We start from the raw sequence: 15,978 nt of genomic DNA, 5'->3' as shown, positions 1-15,978 counted from the left end.
CGGAAAGTCAGGCATGACGCATGTCCTGTCTGTTTCTTAGCCACAGATTGGCTGTCGCCTGCATTGAGTGGCCCTTTCTGGTCACAGCTTGAAGACTCAAAAGGGATACAATGGCGAAAACCAAAAGAGCTTACGTCTGCAGTGATTGCGGCGCCGATTTTCCACGCTGGCAGGGCCAGTGCAGTGCGTGTGCTGCCTGGAATACCATTACTGAATTTACCATCCCCAAAACCAAATCAGCACTCGGCAGTGCAGGTAGCGGTGCGGTCAGCAGTTATGCCGGTTCGTCGACCAAAGTGCAGACCTTGTCGGATGTCGAAAGTAAAGATCTGCCGCGTTTCAGCTCGGGCATTTCAGAGCTTGATCGCGTGCTGGGCGGCGGTATCGTGCCGGGATCTGTGCTCTTGCTCTGCGGTGATCCAGGTGCCGGTAAATCCACCTTGCTGCTGCAAAGCATCGGGGCGGTTGCGGAATCCCGTCAGGCACTGTATGTCTCGGGGGAGGAATCGATTCACCAGATCTCACAGCGTGCCAAACGCCTGGCGACGCCGAACATCGATAAAATACAGGTGGTGGCCGAAACCTCGGTCGAGCAGATCCTCAATCACGTGGTCGAGCAGAAAGTCTCTTTCGTGATTATTGACTCTATCCAGACCATGACGGTGGCGCACAATGAATCGGCGGCGGGCAGCCCGAGTCAGGTCAAAGAGTCGGCGGCGGCACTGACCCGTTTTGCCAAGACCGAAGGCGTGACTTTCATGATTGTCGGCCACATCAATAAAGACTCGAATGTGGCCGGTCCGATGCAGCTGATCCACATAGTCGATGGCTTGTTCGCACTCTCGTCGACCTCGGATGAAAAATTCCGGGTATTGCGCACCTCGAAGAACCGCTTCGGTGCCGATTCTGAATCCTGTTTCTTTGCCATGACAGAAACCGGCATGAAGCAGGTTAAGAACCCGTCTGCGATATTCCTCAGCCGCTCGAACAAAAATCATGCAGGTTCGGTGTGTACCACGCTCTGGGAAGGCACCCGTCCGCTGCTGGTGGAGATTCAGGCACTGTGCAATCAGTCAATGACGGAAGTACCGCGTCGCTTGAGTGTGGGGTATGATTCTAACCGGCTGGCAATGTCAATTGCAGTGCTGGCGCGCCATGGCGGCGTGATGCTGTCGGACATGGACATCTTTGTAAACTGTGTCGGCGGGATCCGGATCGAAGAGACCTCTGCGGACTTGTCTGTGTTGCTGGCGATATTCTCCAGTTTCAAAAACGCCCCGATCCCACAGGATGTACTGGTGTTTGGTGAAATCGGCCTGAACGGTGACATCCGTCCGTCAGCGAACGGGGTCGAACGGATTCGGGAAGCGGCAAAGCAAGGCTTTACCCGTGCGATTATCCCGAAAGCCAATGCAAGCCGCCCGCTTCCCGGCATTGAAATTATGCCGGTTGAAGACTTGCAAGAAGCACTGGCCGCGTTTGAGCGGGTCGCCGTTTAAACCACGAAGGCTTGTTATTCCCCTGTCTGGCCGGTGGTTGTGTAAGGCGAACACAACCACCGGCTTTCGTTGCCGTTAGTCACTGCTATTAACTCCTGTTCAGGGGAATTAAAGGTTTACCGTTTTAAAGCAAATTCACACTTCAGGTGTTAATTTCACACTGAAAAAAGTGAATTGCCCTTTATCTTTAGTCAATATTTTCAATAGCCTTCCAGTAAAATCTTCTTATTACATAGGAGGTAATACATGGCAATTGAATCATTTCTGAGCTGTTCTCAGCTCAGTGATGTATCCAGTTATTATGGTATTAAATTCATTTATTGAATTAAAACTAAAGGTAAAGCATGAATAGTACATTATTAAAGACGTACCTATTGCTTGCATTTTCTGTTTTTCTTGATATGTCAATTCAAATTGTCATGATCTGGAAAATACTTGAAATAACAAGCTCTACTGTTTATATGGGGATGATTGTCAGTATTGGCGCTGTTACGCCTTTTATTCTCAGTAAAATAATTAAAAAGAAAGACATTTTCTACAAGAAATCCACTATCACAACACTCAGGGCTATCTTTTTTGTTTGCATGTCTACCGTCTTGTATTTTAATTCCACTGGCTTGATATACATTATCTTTATGATTGCTGTTTTTTCATCATGTAATATGGTTTGCAGTATTAATACCTTTGAAGTGAAAAACTCCAGTTTTGTGAAAAACAAACTGATTGAAGCCTCAAAGGCGTCCAGGGTGCTGCAAACAACCATTCAGTTTGGTGCTTTCTTTGGCGCGCTGTTTGGGGGTTGGTATCTCAAAGCTATGGGGTTTGAAAACTTCATTTTTTATATAGCCGTGATGTCCATATTATTATCAGTGTCTTATTTGTTTATTTCTGATGTTGATAAAGAAGAGACAGAAACTGAAGCAAGCAATCAGCAAGCACTTTCCGGGAAAAGAGAACGCTTTATTATCCAGGTTGCCTTGTCGGTTTTAACCGGTTTGCACATCGGTGCGTTCAACACTTTCGTACCAGTGTACTATCAGCTATTCAGGGAGTGGGGGCCTGATATCCTGGGTTTTGCATCAGGTTTGGCTGGTATAGGCGCATTATGTGCAGCGCTTCTTCCTCAGAATAAACAGGTTTATTTACTCAGTGCGATGCTGTTACTGGTAGGGGATATCGGGCTTTTCTTGATGGATATGCCTTATTTATCAGTACTTTTCTGTTTCTGCATCGGCTATGCGGTTAACTCAGTGAGAATTACATCAAGAACGGAAATATTGAAGTCTGATGCTGTTCAGAGTGATGTCAATAGTGCTATCAGTCATTCTAATTATCTGTTCTATATTGTATCAGGAACCATTCCAATGCTGGTGACTATGGTGTTGACTTACTTTTCATTCTCAAGTCAAGCCTATGGTATATCACTGATACTGGTCGGTGTTTTCTCCGCTGTTGTCATCATGCTGTTAACCAGAAGCAAAAAAACAATCACATTGGAAGGTGCATATGAAAAGTAAAGTATTGATAGTAAACCCAGCTTCCAGCGGAAAAATGATCCGACCGAAACTGCAAGCAAACAATATTCAATGCGATGTGTATTTTGATTCAGAGCATGATCCGAAAGGCATGCTGGATACGATTAACATCGAAAACTATGATAATAATGTATCCCATCTTGAAATTGATGCATTGCAGAATGAAAAGTACGATGCGGTTATTGCTGGCTCTGAATTAGGTGTTGAACTGGCAGATAAGCTCGCCAGTGAATTAGGTTTACCGGGAAACTCACCTTTGACGACCGGTCTGCGCCGGAATAAAAATGAAATGCAAGATGCATTGAAAAAACATGGATTAGCCTATATTCAGACATTTCTGGTTGATATGGATGGAAAAGGTCTTAATGAGCTTCATGAAATTAAATGCAAAAAGTATATCATCAAGCCAGTTAACTCTGCAGGTTCTGAAAACGTCTACTTCTGCAATAGCAGAGATGACGTAATTAATAAGATATCTTCCCTGCCTTGGGGGAAAATAAACAGTACAGGAAAAATAAATGATCAGTTTCTTGTTCAGGAGTTTATTGAAGGCGAGGAGTATGTTTTAGATCTGATAGTCAATGGGGACCAAATCACTTTAGTGGCTATATGTAAATACGTAAAAGGTCAGTCTGGTAATAATCCATTTGTTTATAATCGACTGGAACTATTGGATCCTTATGACGCCGGGTTGGCAACAATTCGTGAATATGCTGTTGCGGCCACCAGAGCACTCGATATTAGGTATGGGCTTGTGCATATGGAACTGATGCTGAATCCGTCATCAGGCCCGGTCATGATTGAAGCCGCGACACGGATACACGGTGGTGTTGCCCCATCATTATTTGAAAGTTGTTATGCTCCCAGTTTGCTGGATACGATTGCTTCACTGGTGTCAGAACACAGAGTACCGGAACTAGATTCGAAGCTAGTTAAACAGGGGAGAGTGTATTTTCATGTCAATAAACACGCAGCGAAATTTTCAGGTGTCGATGCCATCAGTGACGGTAAGCTAAAACGTATTCCATCCTTGATTGATTATTTTGTCACAGTGAAAGAGGGGCAAGAATTACCGGCCACGGAAGATTTGTTCACTTGCCCGTGTCTTGTGTGGTTAGCCAATGATAATGCCTTTGATTTAGAGTCTGATATTCAGGACGTTGAGCATGTTCTTCATGGTGTATTTAATAAGGAGTTGATCAGTGCCTAAGCTAATTATTAAAGACACAGATGAAACGATAGAAGCAGAAACAGGAGCATCCGTTTCAATATTTTGTTACACCAGCAGATCCCAGTTATACCTTCATTGTTGAGTCAGATTCGCTGGTCAATGTGTTTGAAAGCCTGAACAATGAAATGTACTTTTACGCTAATTAAAGCTAATTAAAGCTAATTAAAGCTAATTAAAGCTAATTAAAGCTAATTAAAGCTAATTAAAGCTAATTAAAGTAGGGGGCTGTTAAGCCCCTTATTCATGTTTAATGTCTAGCACTGGAAGAATATGGATAGATTCAATACCACCCATATCTATGATGAATTTTTTAATTTCATACAATAACGGAAGCCGGGTGCTGTTGACCCTTATCAGGCAGTCGAACTCACCGTATATAGATTCGAATTGAAAATCATAACCGGCACTTTTGAGGTGTTTGAATATCTGTTTACAGTCTACGCTTCCGGATTTGATCAACAGGTAAGAATGGATATCATCAGAAGGGGATAAGCGCTGATCAAAGCAAGTACTGATTGTGAACCCTGTTATGACGTTCTCCTGTATGAGCGATTGTATTCTTTTATCAACGGCACTGCGTGAGAGATTGACTTGTTCTGCAATTTTTTGGATGCTCTCTCTTGAGTTATTTCTCAATAACTCAATGATTTTCATATCCACTTTATCTAAATTCATGATAGTTACTAACTAGCCTAGCCTGGTGAATTTTTGATTCAAAAGAAACAGAAAGTGTTTTTAGTTATATTCTGCTTTGATACCGGTTTTTTCTCTGCTTTGTTTGACAAGCAACCGCATACTTACCATACACCTCAGGTATCTTGTCAATATGAACATTAATGATTATGTGAATAACGTGATAGGAAATGAGCTCAGCGGAGAAACGACTGAAACGGCAGGGCGCTGTCGTGAGAGTGGTTAGGGTCACCTGAAGCCGTAACACATGCGAAACTGGCCCTGAAAAGTAACATTGTGTCCTGTCTGCATCAAGGCTCTTTGCTGGCGCGCTCGCCGGGCAGCATAGGTGAAACGCTGTGGGTTTCAGTCAGCAAGATCGGCAAGGAGTTCCAGTTCACGATAAAGCAGCTCATCGTACCCCACATTAAGTTCAATCAGGCGGCGCAGGTGAGAAATGCTGTCGATATCAATATTCACTATTTTCATCCGTAAACAGTCGCTGTCATGGGCGATCAGTTCAGTGACCATTGTCATGTGAATATCTGTGTCATGCAAGGTGACATCGACTTCAAACGGGGTATTGTCATCCGGCTGCCAGTGTTCAGGCCGGCCGAGCAGAATACCATGCAGCGAGATATCCCGAACATCGGCAGGCCAGTGTGACCGGGCCTGACGTATCATCGCCGGGGCTTGATAAACAATACGGATAAACTGGCGTCTTTCGTTCATAGTCTGTGATTACCTGTATGAGCCTATATTGTCGAGTTTAGGGTCTGCTGGCTTTTTTTGGTTCTGTTTTTTCTATGTTGACGCGATATCTGTTTGCAGCGCTGCAGCTCAGCTCAGGAATCGAGTGGCGATTCATCCTGTGCTGAAACAACCCTGAACCTGATTAAACAGGCGACTTTGATGATTTGCTTATTAAGTAATCACGCAATAAAAAGGCTGCCAAAATAGCAGCCTGAGTTCAGTGATTGCACATCTGTCCGGAGACGGTTATTTGGCAATACGCTTGTACTTAATACGGTGCGGCTCTGCAGCCTGCGCGCCCAGTGTTTTCTTCAGCCAGTCGGTATACTCGCTATAGTTACCTTCGAAGAAATTTACCTGGCCTTCATCACGGTAGTCCAGAATATGGGTCGCGATACGGTCCAGGAACCAGCGGTCGTGCGAGATCACCATGGCGCAGCCAGGGAATTCCAGCAGGGCTTCTTCTAGTGCACGCAGTGTTTCTACGTCCAGGTCGTTGGTGGGTTCATCGAGCAGCAATACGTTGCCGCCGGCTTTCAGCAGTTTCGCCAGGTGGACACGGTTACGTTCACCACCAGACAGCTCGCCAATGCGTTTTTGCTGGTCGCTGCCCCTGAAGTTAAAGCGGGACACGTAAGCACGTGACTGAATCTCAAAGTTGTTGATGCGAATCACATCGTTGCCTTCAGAGATTTCCTGATACACAGTATTGTTATCATCCATGCTGTCGCGGAACTGCTCAACAGAGGCCAGTTTGACGGTGTCGCCCAGCTCGATAGTCCCTGCGTCGGGCTGCTCAGAGCCGCTCAGCATCTTGAACAGGGTCGATTTACCGGCACCGTTCGCACCTATGATGCCCACGATGGCACCTTTTGGCATGCTGAAAGACAGGTTGTCGATCAGCACACGGTCACCATAGGATTTGGTCAGGCCGTTAACTTCGATCACCTTGTCGCCCAAGCGCTCACCCGGCGGGATGAAGAGTTCGTTGGTTTCGTTACGCTTCTGATGATCTGAGGTATTGAGCTCTTCAAAACGGGCCATACGAGCTTTGGATTTGGCCTGACGACCTTTAGGGTTCTGGCGTACCCACTCAAGCTCTTTCTCAATGGTTTTCTGGCGCGCTTTCTCCTGAGAGGCTTCCTGCTTCAGACGGGCGTCTTTCTGCTCCAGCCAGGAGGTATAGTTGCCCTGCCACGGAATGCCTTCACCACGGTCCAGTTCCAGAATCCAGCCGGCGGCGTTATCCAGGAAGTAACGGTCGTGCGTGATCGCCACCACGGTACCGGTGTAATCCACCAAGAAACGCTCCAGCCAGCCCACCGATTCGGCATCCAGGTGGTTGGTGGGTTCGTCGAGCAACAGCATGTCCGGCTGTTCCAGCAGCAGGCGGCAGATCGCCACACGGCGGCGTTCACCACCCGACAGCAGTTTGATCTGCGCGTCCCACTCCGGCAAGCGCAGCGCATCGGCAGCACGCTCCAGCGTGTTGTCCAGATTATGGCCGTCTTTGGCCTGAATCAGCGCTTCCAGCTCACCCTGCTCTTTAGCAAGGGCATCGAAATCCGCATCCGGTTCGGCGTAAGCGGCATACACAGCATCCAGGCGGGTCAGGGCGTTTTTCACATCGGAAACGGCCTCTTCGACCACTTCACGCACTGTCTTGCTTTCGTCCAGTACCGGCTCCTGCGGCAGATAGCCGACATTCAGGCCGGGTTGCGGGCGGGCTTCCCCTTCGATATCGGTATCGATACCTGCCATGATACGCAGCAGAGTGGATTTACCGGAACCGTTCAGGCCCAGTACACCGATTTTGGCGCCAGGGAAGAAACTTAATGAAATATCTTTCATAATCTGTCGCTTAGGTGGCACAACTTTGCTCACTCGCGACATGGTATAGACGTATTCAGCCATTTCCGTAGGTCATCTCTAATGATTGGAGAAAGGGGTATTTTAACCATTCTGGCCCTAAGTTTAACAGCAATGTCTCACAATGACGGTTAAGATGAATACATGCCCGTGTAAGCAGGTTTTCGTTATTGACCTGAGCCTGACTCTGGGCTGACGTTGATGCGGGGATGGGACGCTAGGATACAGTGTTAATTAAACGTGCTGATTTTTAATCTGAGTGAAGCTGGAGCTGGAAAGAGTATATATGCAGTCTGAAGCCGTTATGCACCGTTGTAGCCGTTGGATGCTGGGCCTGGGGGTATGGGTGCTGTTGGGAGGAAGCGTGGCACAGGCCGCCTCGCTTGAAGAGCAGAGAGAATGGTATGAAGCCGCGAAGGATGCGCTGGAACGCAAGGACCAGTCGGCTTATCAGCGTTATCGCACCAGGCTCAATGACTATCCGCTGACCCCTTATCTCGACTATCGCCAGTTTCAGGACAATCTGGATAAGCGCTCCCCGGCCGAAGTGAGTGCATTCATCAAAAAATTTCAGGATCTGCCTTTCACCATCAAGCTGAGTTATGCCTACCAGGATGTGCTGGCAGAGGCTAACCGCTGGCAGGATCTGGTGACCTTTCAGACTGAGCCGCCATACAGGGAAAGTTATCAGTGCCAGTATTATCTGGCGCTCAGTAAAGTGGGCCGCAAGGATGAAGCCTGGCAGGGCGCGCAGTCACTCTGGCTGACCGGCCAGTCTCTCGACGATGATTGCGATCCCATGCTGGATGCCTGGCAAAAAGCCGGAAAACGTACCAATCAGCTGATTCTCGATCGTATGCTGCTGGTGTTTGAAGCCGGTAATCAGGGGCTGCTCAAATATCTCGACAAGCAACTGTCAGGCAGCGCCAGAAAAGTGGGAGACACTCTCCTTTCATTGTTTAGCAAGCCGCAGGGTGTCGCGGACTTCGCCAAAAAAAGCAAAGTGACCGACTATAACCGGCAATTGACCCTCGCGGCCTATAAGCGCCTGGCGCGCACGGATACCAAAGAAGCCCTGAGCCAGTTAGAGCGGGTGGCGGACGGGCAGAAGCTCAATACGGCACAGAAGCAGTCACTGGCGGATTATACGGCGTCACGGCTGATGGATGCCGAAGAGGCCGATCTTGTCCGCTGGCGTGATGCCATGCTGCGTAAAAGCAGTGATGATGATTTGATTGGACGGCGCATCCGTCTTGCCCTTCGTGAAGGCAACTGGACCGAAGCGCAGGCATGGATCCCGCAGTTATCGGCCGAAGAGCAGAACTCGCTGCGGTGGAAATTCTGGCAGGCGCATCTGCTGGCCAAGACTGATCCTGTGGTGGCCAAACCGAAATATCAGGCATTGCTGGGCGAGCGGAATTTTTACAGTGTTGCCGCCGCCACTGTGCTGGGCGAAGAGATCGATTTTCCGGTGCAGTCTTTGAGTGAGGAAGAGCAGGATGTGACCCCTTATCTGCCGGCGTTAAAGCGGATTGAAGAAATGATTGCCCTGGATAAGGTGTTTGATGCCAACCTGGAATGGTGGTATCTGATGAAAGATCTCGATCCGAAAGCAATCTGGCCGCTGGCGGGCTACGCAGGTAAGCAAAACTGGCACCATCTGACGGTGCAGGCCACCATATATGGCCGGATGTGGGAGCACCTGTCGTTACGTTTCCCGCTGGCCTTTGCCGAGACATTCAAGTCATTCGGCCAGCAGCGTGAGCTTTCAGTGACCACTATGATGGCACTGGCGCGTCAGGAAAGCGCGCTGAATCCGCAGGCAATGTCGCCGGTAGGCGCCCGCGGACTAATGCAACTGATGCCCGCTACAGCCAGAGAAACCGCGGGTAAGCTGAATTATAAATATGCAGGCAGCAGCAGTTTGTTTGAGCCAGAGGTGAATATCCGGCTGGGCAGCGGTTACCTGAAAATGATGCTGGAGCGTTACGACAACAACCGGATCTTTGCTTTCTCGGCGTACAACGCCGGCCCGGGCAGAGTCACCGGCTGGCGGAAAATCAGTGATGGCAAACTGGATGCTTTTGCCTTTATGGAAACCATTCCTTTCGGTGAAACGCGCGGTTATGTTCAGAATGTGCTGATGTTTGAGGTCTACTACGACAAGCTGACCAATCAGCCGGTCCAGTTGCTGACCACAGAGGAACTGAACGCTAAGTATTGAGACAAACTGCTGCTGCAGGTTTGGTGGAAGGCTGTGGTTCAGGGTAGAATCCAAACAGAATGAATACGCCTGTGTGGGTTACTAATGGCCAGTGCAGGCAATTTTTGAGGAAAACATGTCAACCAAAGCCGATACGCCGGACTTTTCTGACTGGCAGCAAATAGTCTCTCTGTTTCGTCAGGCCTCTGCTGAAGGCAAAGATGAGTTACTCCTTCGCCTGCTGTTAACACCGGATGAGCGTGAATCGCTGATCGCCCGGGTGAATATCTTCCATGAATTGCTGAATGGTGAGCGTAGCCAGCGTAAAATCAGCGAGTTGCTGGGGGTTGGCGTGGCGACCATCACACGTGGCTCCAACGAACTGAAACACCATGATGCGGAGATCCGCGACTGGTTATCTGATTTGCTGCTCAGGCAGCAGCCCAAAGGCTGAAGTGCCTTGTTACCCCCTCCTGACCTCCCCCTTGAAAAGGGGGAGGGATCGGACAGAGCTCACTGAAACCACGGATATTCCCTCCCCTTGGCAAGGGGAGGGTTAGGGTGGGGTTCGTGACTTGAGCACAGATGCTGAGTCAGTGCCCAGTAACCCCCAGTTAGCCTCCCGCTTGAAAAGCCGAGGGATCGTATAGTCCCGGGTTCATGAAAGGGATCAGGGCCAGTATCAGAGCTTGCTGATACACACTGCTGCGGCTGAGCTTGTGCTCAGTGAGCATAGCGATGGCGCCCCCTTGTTGTTTCACATTCTGCTGCTGAAACATATCATCCATCACATCCCCCAGCTCTTCTCCGTCATGCAGCCGGGCCAGCGCTTTGGGCGGCAGAGGCAGCGAGGCTGAACGGGATTCCCCCCGCTGATTACCGTTATCTATCACCATCCAGGCAAACGTCGCACAGCCATCAAGCCCGGCTTCCAGACTGACGTAATAGTCCGCGCCAGGCTGCAGTTCCCGGGCATGAACTACCCGGTTACGGGCACCGGTCAGGGTTTCTTCGGCACACATAGGCTGTGCTCTTACGCCGCTTTCCACTGCGACACCGCTAATCTGCAGGGCTTGCGCCGGGAAGGCCTGGTGGAAGGCGTTTTCTACCGCCCGGATTTTGGCCGGGTTTGTCGAGGCGACAATAATGCGAATCTGGCTATCTGGTGCTGGATTGGTGGTGTGCATGATGGGCTCCTTCAGTTCACGTCGTTATTGTACGCATTGGAAGGGCGCTGTCACCCCTGACCGGCATCTGCAACAGCATGAGCAAATCAGGGGGGGGGAGGCGGCAGGATAGCCAGCGGGGCAATCAGAGGCGGTCGAATGACCAGTCGGACTGAATAATGTAACCGTGGATCTTGAACTCGTCGTGGTTGACAAACAGGTTCGGAAAATCCGGCTGGGAAGTGGAAAACACCACGCCATCTGCCAGTTGTGTCATGTGGTAGAAATCGGGCTCGCTGCCACGCACCGACGCAAAAACCGGCTGTTTAGGACGATAAGGGGCTTTTCGTGTGGCCAGCGCATAGCTGCCCAGCGGCGCACACTGAGCGATGTTTTCGTTATCTACCAGCAGACCAAGGCAGTCGTCGCGATCTAAATGATGCGGGATCGCCCGCTTACTCAGCACGTCGACTTTGCCGCCATCGCGGTAGGACAGGTAGTCTTTGCGATGAATAATCGGAATGTAGGTCGATGTCGTGTTGTGCCCCGTTTCGTGACTGATGGCCGTTGTTGCCTGAGTGCCTGAATCAATCTGTCCGGTCAGCAAATAGCTGATGGAGGTGTTCAGGGTTTCAGCAATTCTTTCCAGCTCACGTACTTCAATGCCGTACTTGCCTGACAGCTTACGGCTCATGGTGCCTTGTTGTAAGCCCAGAGTTTCACCCAGTTGTTTCTGGCTAATCCCCTGAATCTTGGCCAGGCGCTTAATCCGCTCTAAATATTCCATAAGAATGGCTTCCCGCTCGCAGTAAAAAAAGAATGCGAAAGGCATTCGCAAAAGTCATAAATTATTTTACTGATATCCTTGTCTAAAGGTTTTACTCAAGCTGAAAAGTGCGATGGATTTCGTTAAAGGAATATACATTTGCACTCGGTTGGGTAAAAAAAGGGACAATTTTTTTTCAGTAAAATAAGCCAGTAAGAAAAAACAACGCCAGCTGCTGACAAAAATAACATATCAGTTCCGACCAAGAAATAAGGAAACTGCATGGTAAAGGCGGTTTTATGCCTATTTTATGATATGCAACCCAAGGTTTAGCAGGATTTCTTAAAAATCTGCTGAATGGCAGGAAGGCCTGCAGATTCAGCCTGCAAATGAAATCGATTTCATCTTAAATGTGAATGCATGACAATTATTAATAGATGAAGCGCATATTATGCCAAATTGGAATATTCGATGGATTCCGTCCGCCATCCCGGCAAGGAATCAGTAAAGAGCAAGGGCTGCCGGAATGGACTTTTCCTTAACCGCTGAACGCCTTCTTTTAAATCTGTGTGTGGCGTTTCACCAGCATCGGGCAGGAAAAGGCGGACAAAATGCACCATTGTGGATCGAACGGCACGCTATTGGTGCGCAAGGCTCGGGTGTTACGGACGTACAGCCGAGTACACTATTTTTTGTTATTGATTTTCAATCACTTAGTTTTACGGGCGAATTTAGCAGTTAATAAATCAAATTGGAACAGTTATTGCTTGCCCCTTAATCATGATTGATTCGCCCTAATTTGGGGCTTGTGGTTAATTTTTGCACATATTTTGTGCGCGACTTAGGGAAGAGTTCAATGACTGAATCTATGACACAGGTAACGGGGGCCGTGTAGGCCCTCACGCAAAGTGCGGACACCTTGTTCCTGCTGCTGGGCGCCATCATGGTGTTTCTGATGCATGCCGGTTTTGCATTTCTGGAAGTGGGCACGGTACGGCAGAAAAATCAGGTCAATGCGCTGGTGAAGATACTGGCTGATTTTGGTGTCTCAACCATCGCTTATTTCTTTATCGGCTACTGGCTGGCCTATGGCGTCACCTTTTTTGCTGATGCTGAAACCTTATCGGCCGGTAATGGCTTCGCCTTAGTCAAGTTCTTCTTCCTGCTGACCTTTGCGGCAGCGATCCCGGCGATAGTTTCCGGCGGTATTGCGGAGCGGGCCCGCTTCAACCCTGTGTTGATTTCGACCTTCTTTATTGTGGGCCTGGTGTACCCCTTGTTTGAAGGCATGATCTGGAACGGCAACTTTGGCCTCCAGGCGTGGTTTGAAGGCCGGTTTGGCGCCGCTTTCCATGATTTTGCCGGCTCTGTTGTGGTTCACGCGGTCGGTGGCTGGATTGCGCTGGTGGCTGTAATGCTGCTGGGAATGCGAAAAGGACGTGTCCGGGCAGGCAAACACACTAACTTTGCGCCTTCTAACATTCCGTTTCTGGCGCTGGGGGCATGGATCTTAAGTGTCGGCTGGTTTGGCTTTAACGTGATGTCGGCACAGTCGATCAGCGGTGTCAGCGGACTGGTTGCCGTCAACTCTCTGATGGCGATGGCTGGCGGGATTCTGGCCGCCGTGGTGCTGGGGAAAAATGACCCGGGTTTTATTCATAACGGCCCGCTGGCTGGTCTGGTGGCTGTGTGCGCCGGTTCGGATCTGATGCATCCGTTGGGGGCGCTGATCACCGGCATCGTGGCGGCTGCGATCTTTGTCTGGCTGTTCACTTACCTGCAAAATCACACCAAGATTGATGATGTACTCGGCGTCTGGCCGCTGCATGGCGTGTGCGGAGCCTGGGGCGGTATTGCGGCCGGTATCTTTGGCCTGCAGTCGTTAGGCGGATTAGGCGGAGTAAGCTTTATCGTTCAGTTGCTGGGTACTGTGATAGGAATAGCGATTGCACTGGCAGGCTCGTTTATCGTTTACGGCTTGGTGGATAAGCTGTCAGGCCTGCGCCTGAGCGAAGAAGACGAGTTCAACGGTGCCGATCTGGCAATCCACAAGATCAGTGCCACCAATCTGGAATAAAACGGGCTGATCCCATGCAGTTGCGAATGCCGCCTGGTGCGGCATTTTTTGTGCTTATTTTAAATGCAACGGCTACGGCGGCCTGAATGGTTGTGCCCGGCAACGTTATGCATTTGCTTAACAAAGGATTGTATGACGATAGCGCAATCATAATAATGACAGCCATTGTTCTCTGCTATGGCTTTGCTTTTTATGATGACTCCGTCCGCTTTCTTTCAGCCGCTGCGCTCAGTCACTTTACCCGGATGCGGCACTGAAGTGTTACTGGCCGGGTTTGATCTGCACCATTACTCACCGTCCCTGTTCAACCAGCTTGGCGTCAAGATGCCTGACGCAATAAGCCGGGCGGTGCCCAAGCGGCAGGCGGAATTTCTGGCCGGCCGTTATCTGGCGCTGCAACTGCTGACAGAGCGGGGGATCGCACCGGTCGAGATAGCGGTTGGCGACAACCGTGCACCTGTCTGGCCGCAGGGGCTGACAGGCAGTATCAGCCACCATGATCAGCTGGCAGCCTGCGTGATTTGTCCCCGACACCATGAGCAGGCCGGTGTCGGTTTAGATATTGAGTTACCCGTTAACGCGGATATTGTGCCGGGCATGCAAGGGATGGTCGTCAATGAGCAGGAGCTGGCCAGGCTGGATACCGATGAACACAATGCAATCTGGCTGATGACCCTGATGTTCTCCGCCAAAGAAAGCATTTTTAAAGCCTTATACCCGCAAGTTCAGCGCTATTTCGATTTTCTGGATGTCTCGTTTCTGGGGATGGACGATCAGTGGCTGTACTTTGAGTTGAACACAGAGCTGGCCGGGTCTTTGCCTTCCGGCCGACAGGGAAAGGTGTATTACACCAGAATGGGAGAGTCTGTGCTCACGTTTACCCGTTCTGAGTATTTTACTGATAATAATTATCATTATTGAGTTTGCGCCGGTCGGCAGTTACAATCGCTTTTTTTGTGAATGGATCGTGTCGTCATGGACAGCAACACGCTGAATGCAAAGTCAGTGTTAAGGCTTGCGCTGCTTATTAATATGCTCTCGGTCGGTACCCTGATGATGGTGATGCCGCTGAGGCCCGATTTAGTCCGGGATATTGGTTTGCAAGGTGAGCACATCGGATACATCAGCGGGGGAGCGACGTTCGGCTCCGCAATCATTGGTTTTTTCCTTGCCCCGGTATTGGATCGCTATGACAGACGGGCGGCACTGACACTGTTTCTTCTGCTGCGCTCTGTACTGATTGCGCTGTGCGGGCTGGCAACCACGCCGGAACAACTGCTGCTGATGTTTATTGCCGCAGGCTGTTTCTCCGGCCCGCTCAGTGGATTGATCATGGCATCCGTTCTTGATGTGACCAAAGTGGCGGAGCGGGGCAGGGCGATGGCTTTTGTTGCCAGCGGGTTTTCGCTGGCGGCGATCATTATTGTCCCGGCTTCTTTGCTGCTGGCGCAGTGGCTGAACTGGCAGATGACTTTCTTTTTCTTTGGTGGCATGGGCCTGATACTGGCCGTCGCGGTACGGATTTGTATACCGTCGCTGCTGCCGCAGCAACACATGCCCGGAAGCCCGGTAGCACTATCGGCCGGGTTGTCCGGGATGATCGGGTCAATGCCGTTTCTGCTGGCGATGGCGATGATGGGGAGCAGCCTGTTCGGGCATTTCCTGCTGGTGCCGAACCTGTCGGCTTATTTCCAGTTCAACCTCGGTTTCCCGCGTGACGAAATCAGCTACCTGTACCTGCTGGGCGGGATCATGAGCATACTGGCGATGCGATACAGTGGCAGGATGATGGATAAGGGCTCAGGTCAAACGGCCTTGTTGGGTCTCAGTGCGATTGTGGCGGCTGTGGTGTACTACGGCTTTGTCAGCGACAGTTCGGACAAATGGGTCTATCTGATTTTTATGATTCTGATGGCCTCCAGTTCGGCGCGCAGTGCGGTGCTGGCGGCATTCACCTCCAGAGTACCCCCTCCGCAGTACCGGGCGGCCTTCATGACCTATCAGTCGACTGTGTCTAACCTGGCAGCCGGTGTGGCCAGTATCGTGGGCTCGATATATCTGGTTTCAGGGCCGGAACATCAGTTATTGGGACTGGATACGCTGGCTACCGTCACTATAGTCAGTACTTTCGCCGTACCTCTGCTGGCCTGCTGGTTTATCCCCTTGCTTAAACAGGTTCAGGTTTCACAACAGACTCCGGGTTAATC

Annotated in this window: 13 protein-coding genes and 1 pseudogene; 9 read left to right on the top strand and 5 right to left on the bottom strand. The window is 50.0% G+C overall.

Annotated elements, in window-relative coordinates:
- The first annotated feature begins 110 nt into the window (after nt 1–110).
- The 3 genes from radA (at nt 111) to H511_RS0114955 (ending at nt 4,244) form a co-directional block, all read left to right on the top strand.
- Nucleotides 111–1,499: a DNA repair protein RadA gene (gene radA, locus H511_RS0114965; protein ID WP_027253030.1), complete on the top strand. Its 1,389-nt coding sequence runs from the start codon at nt 111–113 to the stop codon at nt 1,497–1,499.
- A gap of 344 nt (nt 1,500–1,843) precedes the next feature.
- On the top strand, nt 1,844–3,016 hold the full coding sequence (locus H511_RS0114960) for an MFS transporter (protein ID WP_155804898.1): 1,173 nt from the start codon (nt 1,844–1,846) through the stop codon (nt 3,014–3,016).
- The gene (locus H511_RS0114955) at nt 3,006–4,244 is read left to right on the top strand and encodes an ATP-grasp domain-containing protein (RefSeq protein ID WP_027253028.1); all 1,239 of its coding nucleotides are present in this window, start codon (nt 3,006–3,008) and stop codon (nt 4,242–4,244) included. Before H511_RS0114960 ends, H511_RS0114955 begins: the two co-directional genes overlap by 11 nt.
- Before the next feature lie 258 nt (nt 4,245–4,502).
- Here H511_RS0114955 and H511_RS24165 read toward each other — a convergent pair whose 3' ends face one another.
- The 3 genes from H511_RS24165 to ettA all read right to left on the bottom strand — a co-directional run bounded on the left by H511_RS24165 (nt 4,503) and on the right by ettA (nt 7,604).
- Entirely contained in the window at nt 4,503–4,940 is a 438-nt protein-coding gene (locus H511_RS24165) for an Lrp/AsnC family transcriptional regulator (RefSeq protein WP_051288234.1), read from the bottom strand.
- Nucleotides 4,941–5,303: 363 nt separating this feature from the next.
- A complete protein-coding gene (locus tag H511_RS0114945) occupies nt 5,304–5,669 on the bottom strand; it encodes a PilZ domain-containing protein (RefSeq protein ID WP_027253027.1) in 366 nt (121 codons plus the stop codon).
- 267 nt (nt 5,670–5,936) lie between these two features.
- Nucleotides 5,937–7,604: an energy-dependent translational throttle protein EttA gene (ettA, locus tag H511_RS0114940; RefSeq protein ID WP_027253026.1), complete on the bottom strand. Its 1,668-nt coding sequence runs from the start codon at nt 7,602–7,604 to the stop codon at nt 5,937–5,939.
- A 241-nt stretch (nt 7,605–7,845) separates the two neighbouring features.
- Here ettA and sltY point away from each other — a divergent pair, with 241 nt between their 5' ends.
- Nucleotides 7,846–9,783, top strand: coding sequence for a murein transglycosylase (gene sltY, locus H511_RS0114935; protein WP_155804896.1), 1,938 nt, complete (start codon nt 7,846–7,848; stop codon nt 9,781–9,783).
- Between the two features lie 115 nt (nt 9,784–9,898).
- Nucleotides 9,899–10,216 (top strand): trp operon repressor, encoded by a 318-nt coding sequence (gene trpR, locus H511_RS0114930; RefSeq protein WP_027253024.1) that lies wholly within the window; start codon nt 9,899–9,901, stop codon nt 10,214–10,216.
- Nucleotides 10,217–10,376: 160 nt separating this feature from the next.
- Here trpR and yjjX read toward each other — a convergent pair whose 3' ends face one another.
- Both yjjX and H511_RS0114920 read right to left on the bottom strand, forming a co-directional pair.
- Nucleotides 10,377–10,949 carry an inosine/xanthosine triphosphatase gene (gene yjjX, locus H511_RS0114925; protein ID WP_051288232.1) on the bottom strand — a complete coding sequence of 191 codons (573 nt, stop codon included), beginning with the start codon at nt 10,947–10,949 and terminating at the stop codon, nt 10,377–10,379.
- Nucleotides 10,950–11,073: 124 nt separating this feature from the next.
- The gene (locus tag H511_RS0114920; RefSeq protein WP_027253022.1) at nt 11,074–11,715 is read right to left on the bottom strand and encodes a helix-turn-helix domain-containing protein; all 642 of its coding nucleotides are present in this window, start codon (nt 11,713–11,715) and stop codon (nt 11,074–11,076) included.
- 505 nt (nt 11,716–12,220) lie between these two features.
- Between H511_RS0114920 and H511_RS0114915 the strand changes: the two genes are divergently transcribed.
- From H511_RS0114915 to H511_RS0114900, 4 genes and pseudogenes are all read left to right on the top strand, one after another.
- Entirely contained in the window at nt 12,221–12,436 is a 216-nt protein-coding gene (locus tag H511_RS0114915) for a hypothetical protein (protein WP_027253021.1), read from the top strand.
- 114 nt (nt 12,437–12,550) lie between these two features.
- Nucleotides 12,551–13,771: pseudogene (locus tag H511_RS23560) on the top strand (ammonium transporter).
- Between the two features lie 192 nt (nt 13,772–13,963).
- On the top strand, nt 13,964–14,692 hold the full coding sequence (locus H511_RS23555; protein WP_162144618.1) for a 4'-phosphopantetheinyl transferase family protein: 729 nt from the start codon (nt 13,964–13,966) through the stop codon (nt 14,690–14,692).
- Between the two features lie 54 nt (nt 14,693–14,746).
- Nucleotides 14,747–15,976: an MFS transporter gene (locus H511_RS0114900; protein WP_036759719.1), complete on the top strand. Its 1,230-nt coding sequence runs from the start codon at nt 14,747–14,749 to the stop codon at nt 15,974–15,976.
- Nucleotides 15,977–15,978 lie beyond the last annotated feature (2 nt).

The organism is Photobacterium halotolerans DSM 18316 (assembly GCF_000425165.1).
GTDB classification, from domain to species: Bacteria; Pseudomonadota; Gammaproteobacteria; order Enterobacterales; family Vibrionaceae; genus Photobacterium; species Photobacterium halotolerans.
The sequence above is the reverse complement of the archived record's forward strand: the minus strand, read 5'-3'. Positions and strand labels throughout refer to the sequence as shown.

What these genes read in the sequence shown, in the direction of transcription:
- radA (WP_027253030.1), top strand. Translation starts at nt 111, where the DNA reads ATGGCGAAAACCAAAAGAGCTTACGTCTGCAGTGATTGCGGCGCCGAT.
- H511_RS0114960 (WP_155804898.1), top strand. Translation starts at nt 1,844, where the DNA reads ATGAATAGTACATTATTAAAGACGTACCTATTGCTTGCATTTTCTGTT.
- H511_RS0114955 (WP_027253028.1), top strand. Translation starts at nt 3,006, where the DNA reads ATGAAAAGTAAAGTATTGATAGTAAACCCAGCTTCCAGCGGAAAAATG.
- H511_RS24165 (WP_051288234.1), bottom strand. Translation starts at nt 4,940, where the DNA reads ATGAATTTAGATAAAGTGGATATGAAAATCATTGAGTTATTGAGAAAT.
- H511_RS0114945 (WP_027253027.1), bottom strand. Translation starts at nt 5,669, where the DNA reads ATGAACGAAAGACGCCAGTTTATCCGTATTGTTTATCAAGCCCCGGCG.
- ettA (WP_027253026.1), bottom strand. Translation starts at nt 7,604, where the DNA reads ATGGCTGAATACGTCTATACCATGTCGCGAGTGAGCAAAGTTGTGCCA.
- sltY (WP_155804896.1), top strand. Translation starts at nt 7,846, where the DNA reads ATGCAGTCTGAAGCCGTTATGCACCGTTGTAGCCGTTGGATGCTGGGC.
- trpR (WP_027253024.1), top strand. Translation starts at nt 9,899, where the DNA reads ATGTCAACCAAAGCCGATACGCCGGACTTTTCTGACTGGCAGCAAATA.
- yjjX (WP_051288232.1), bottom strand. Translation starts at nt 10,949, where the DNA reads ATGCACACCACCAATCCAGCACCAGATAGCCAGATTCGCATTATTGTC.
- H511_RS0114920 (WP_027253022.1), bottom strand. Translation starts at nt 11,715, where the DNA reads ATGGAATATTTAGAGCGGATTAAGCGCCTGGCCAAGATTCAGGGGATT.
- H511_RS0114915 (WP_027253021.1), top strand. Translation starts at nt 12,221, where the DNA reads ATGGACTTTTCCTTAACCGCTGAACGCCTTCTTTTAAATCTGTGTGTG.
- H511_RS23555 (WP_162144618.1), top strand. Translation starts at nt 13,964, where the DNA reads ATGATGACTCCGTCCGCTTTCTTTCAGCCGCTGCGCTCAGTCACTTTA.
- H511_RS0114900 (WP_036759719.1), top strand. Translation starts at nt 14,747, where the DNA reads ATGGACAGCAACACGCTGAATGCAAAGTCAGTGTTAAGGCTTGCGCTG.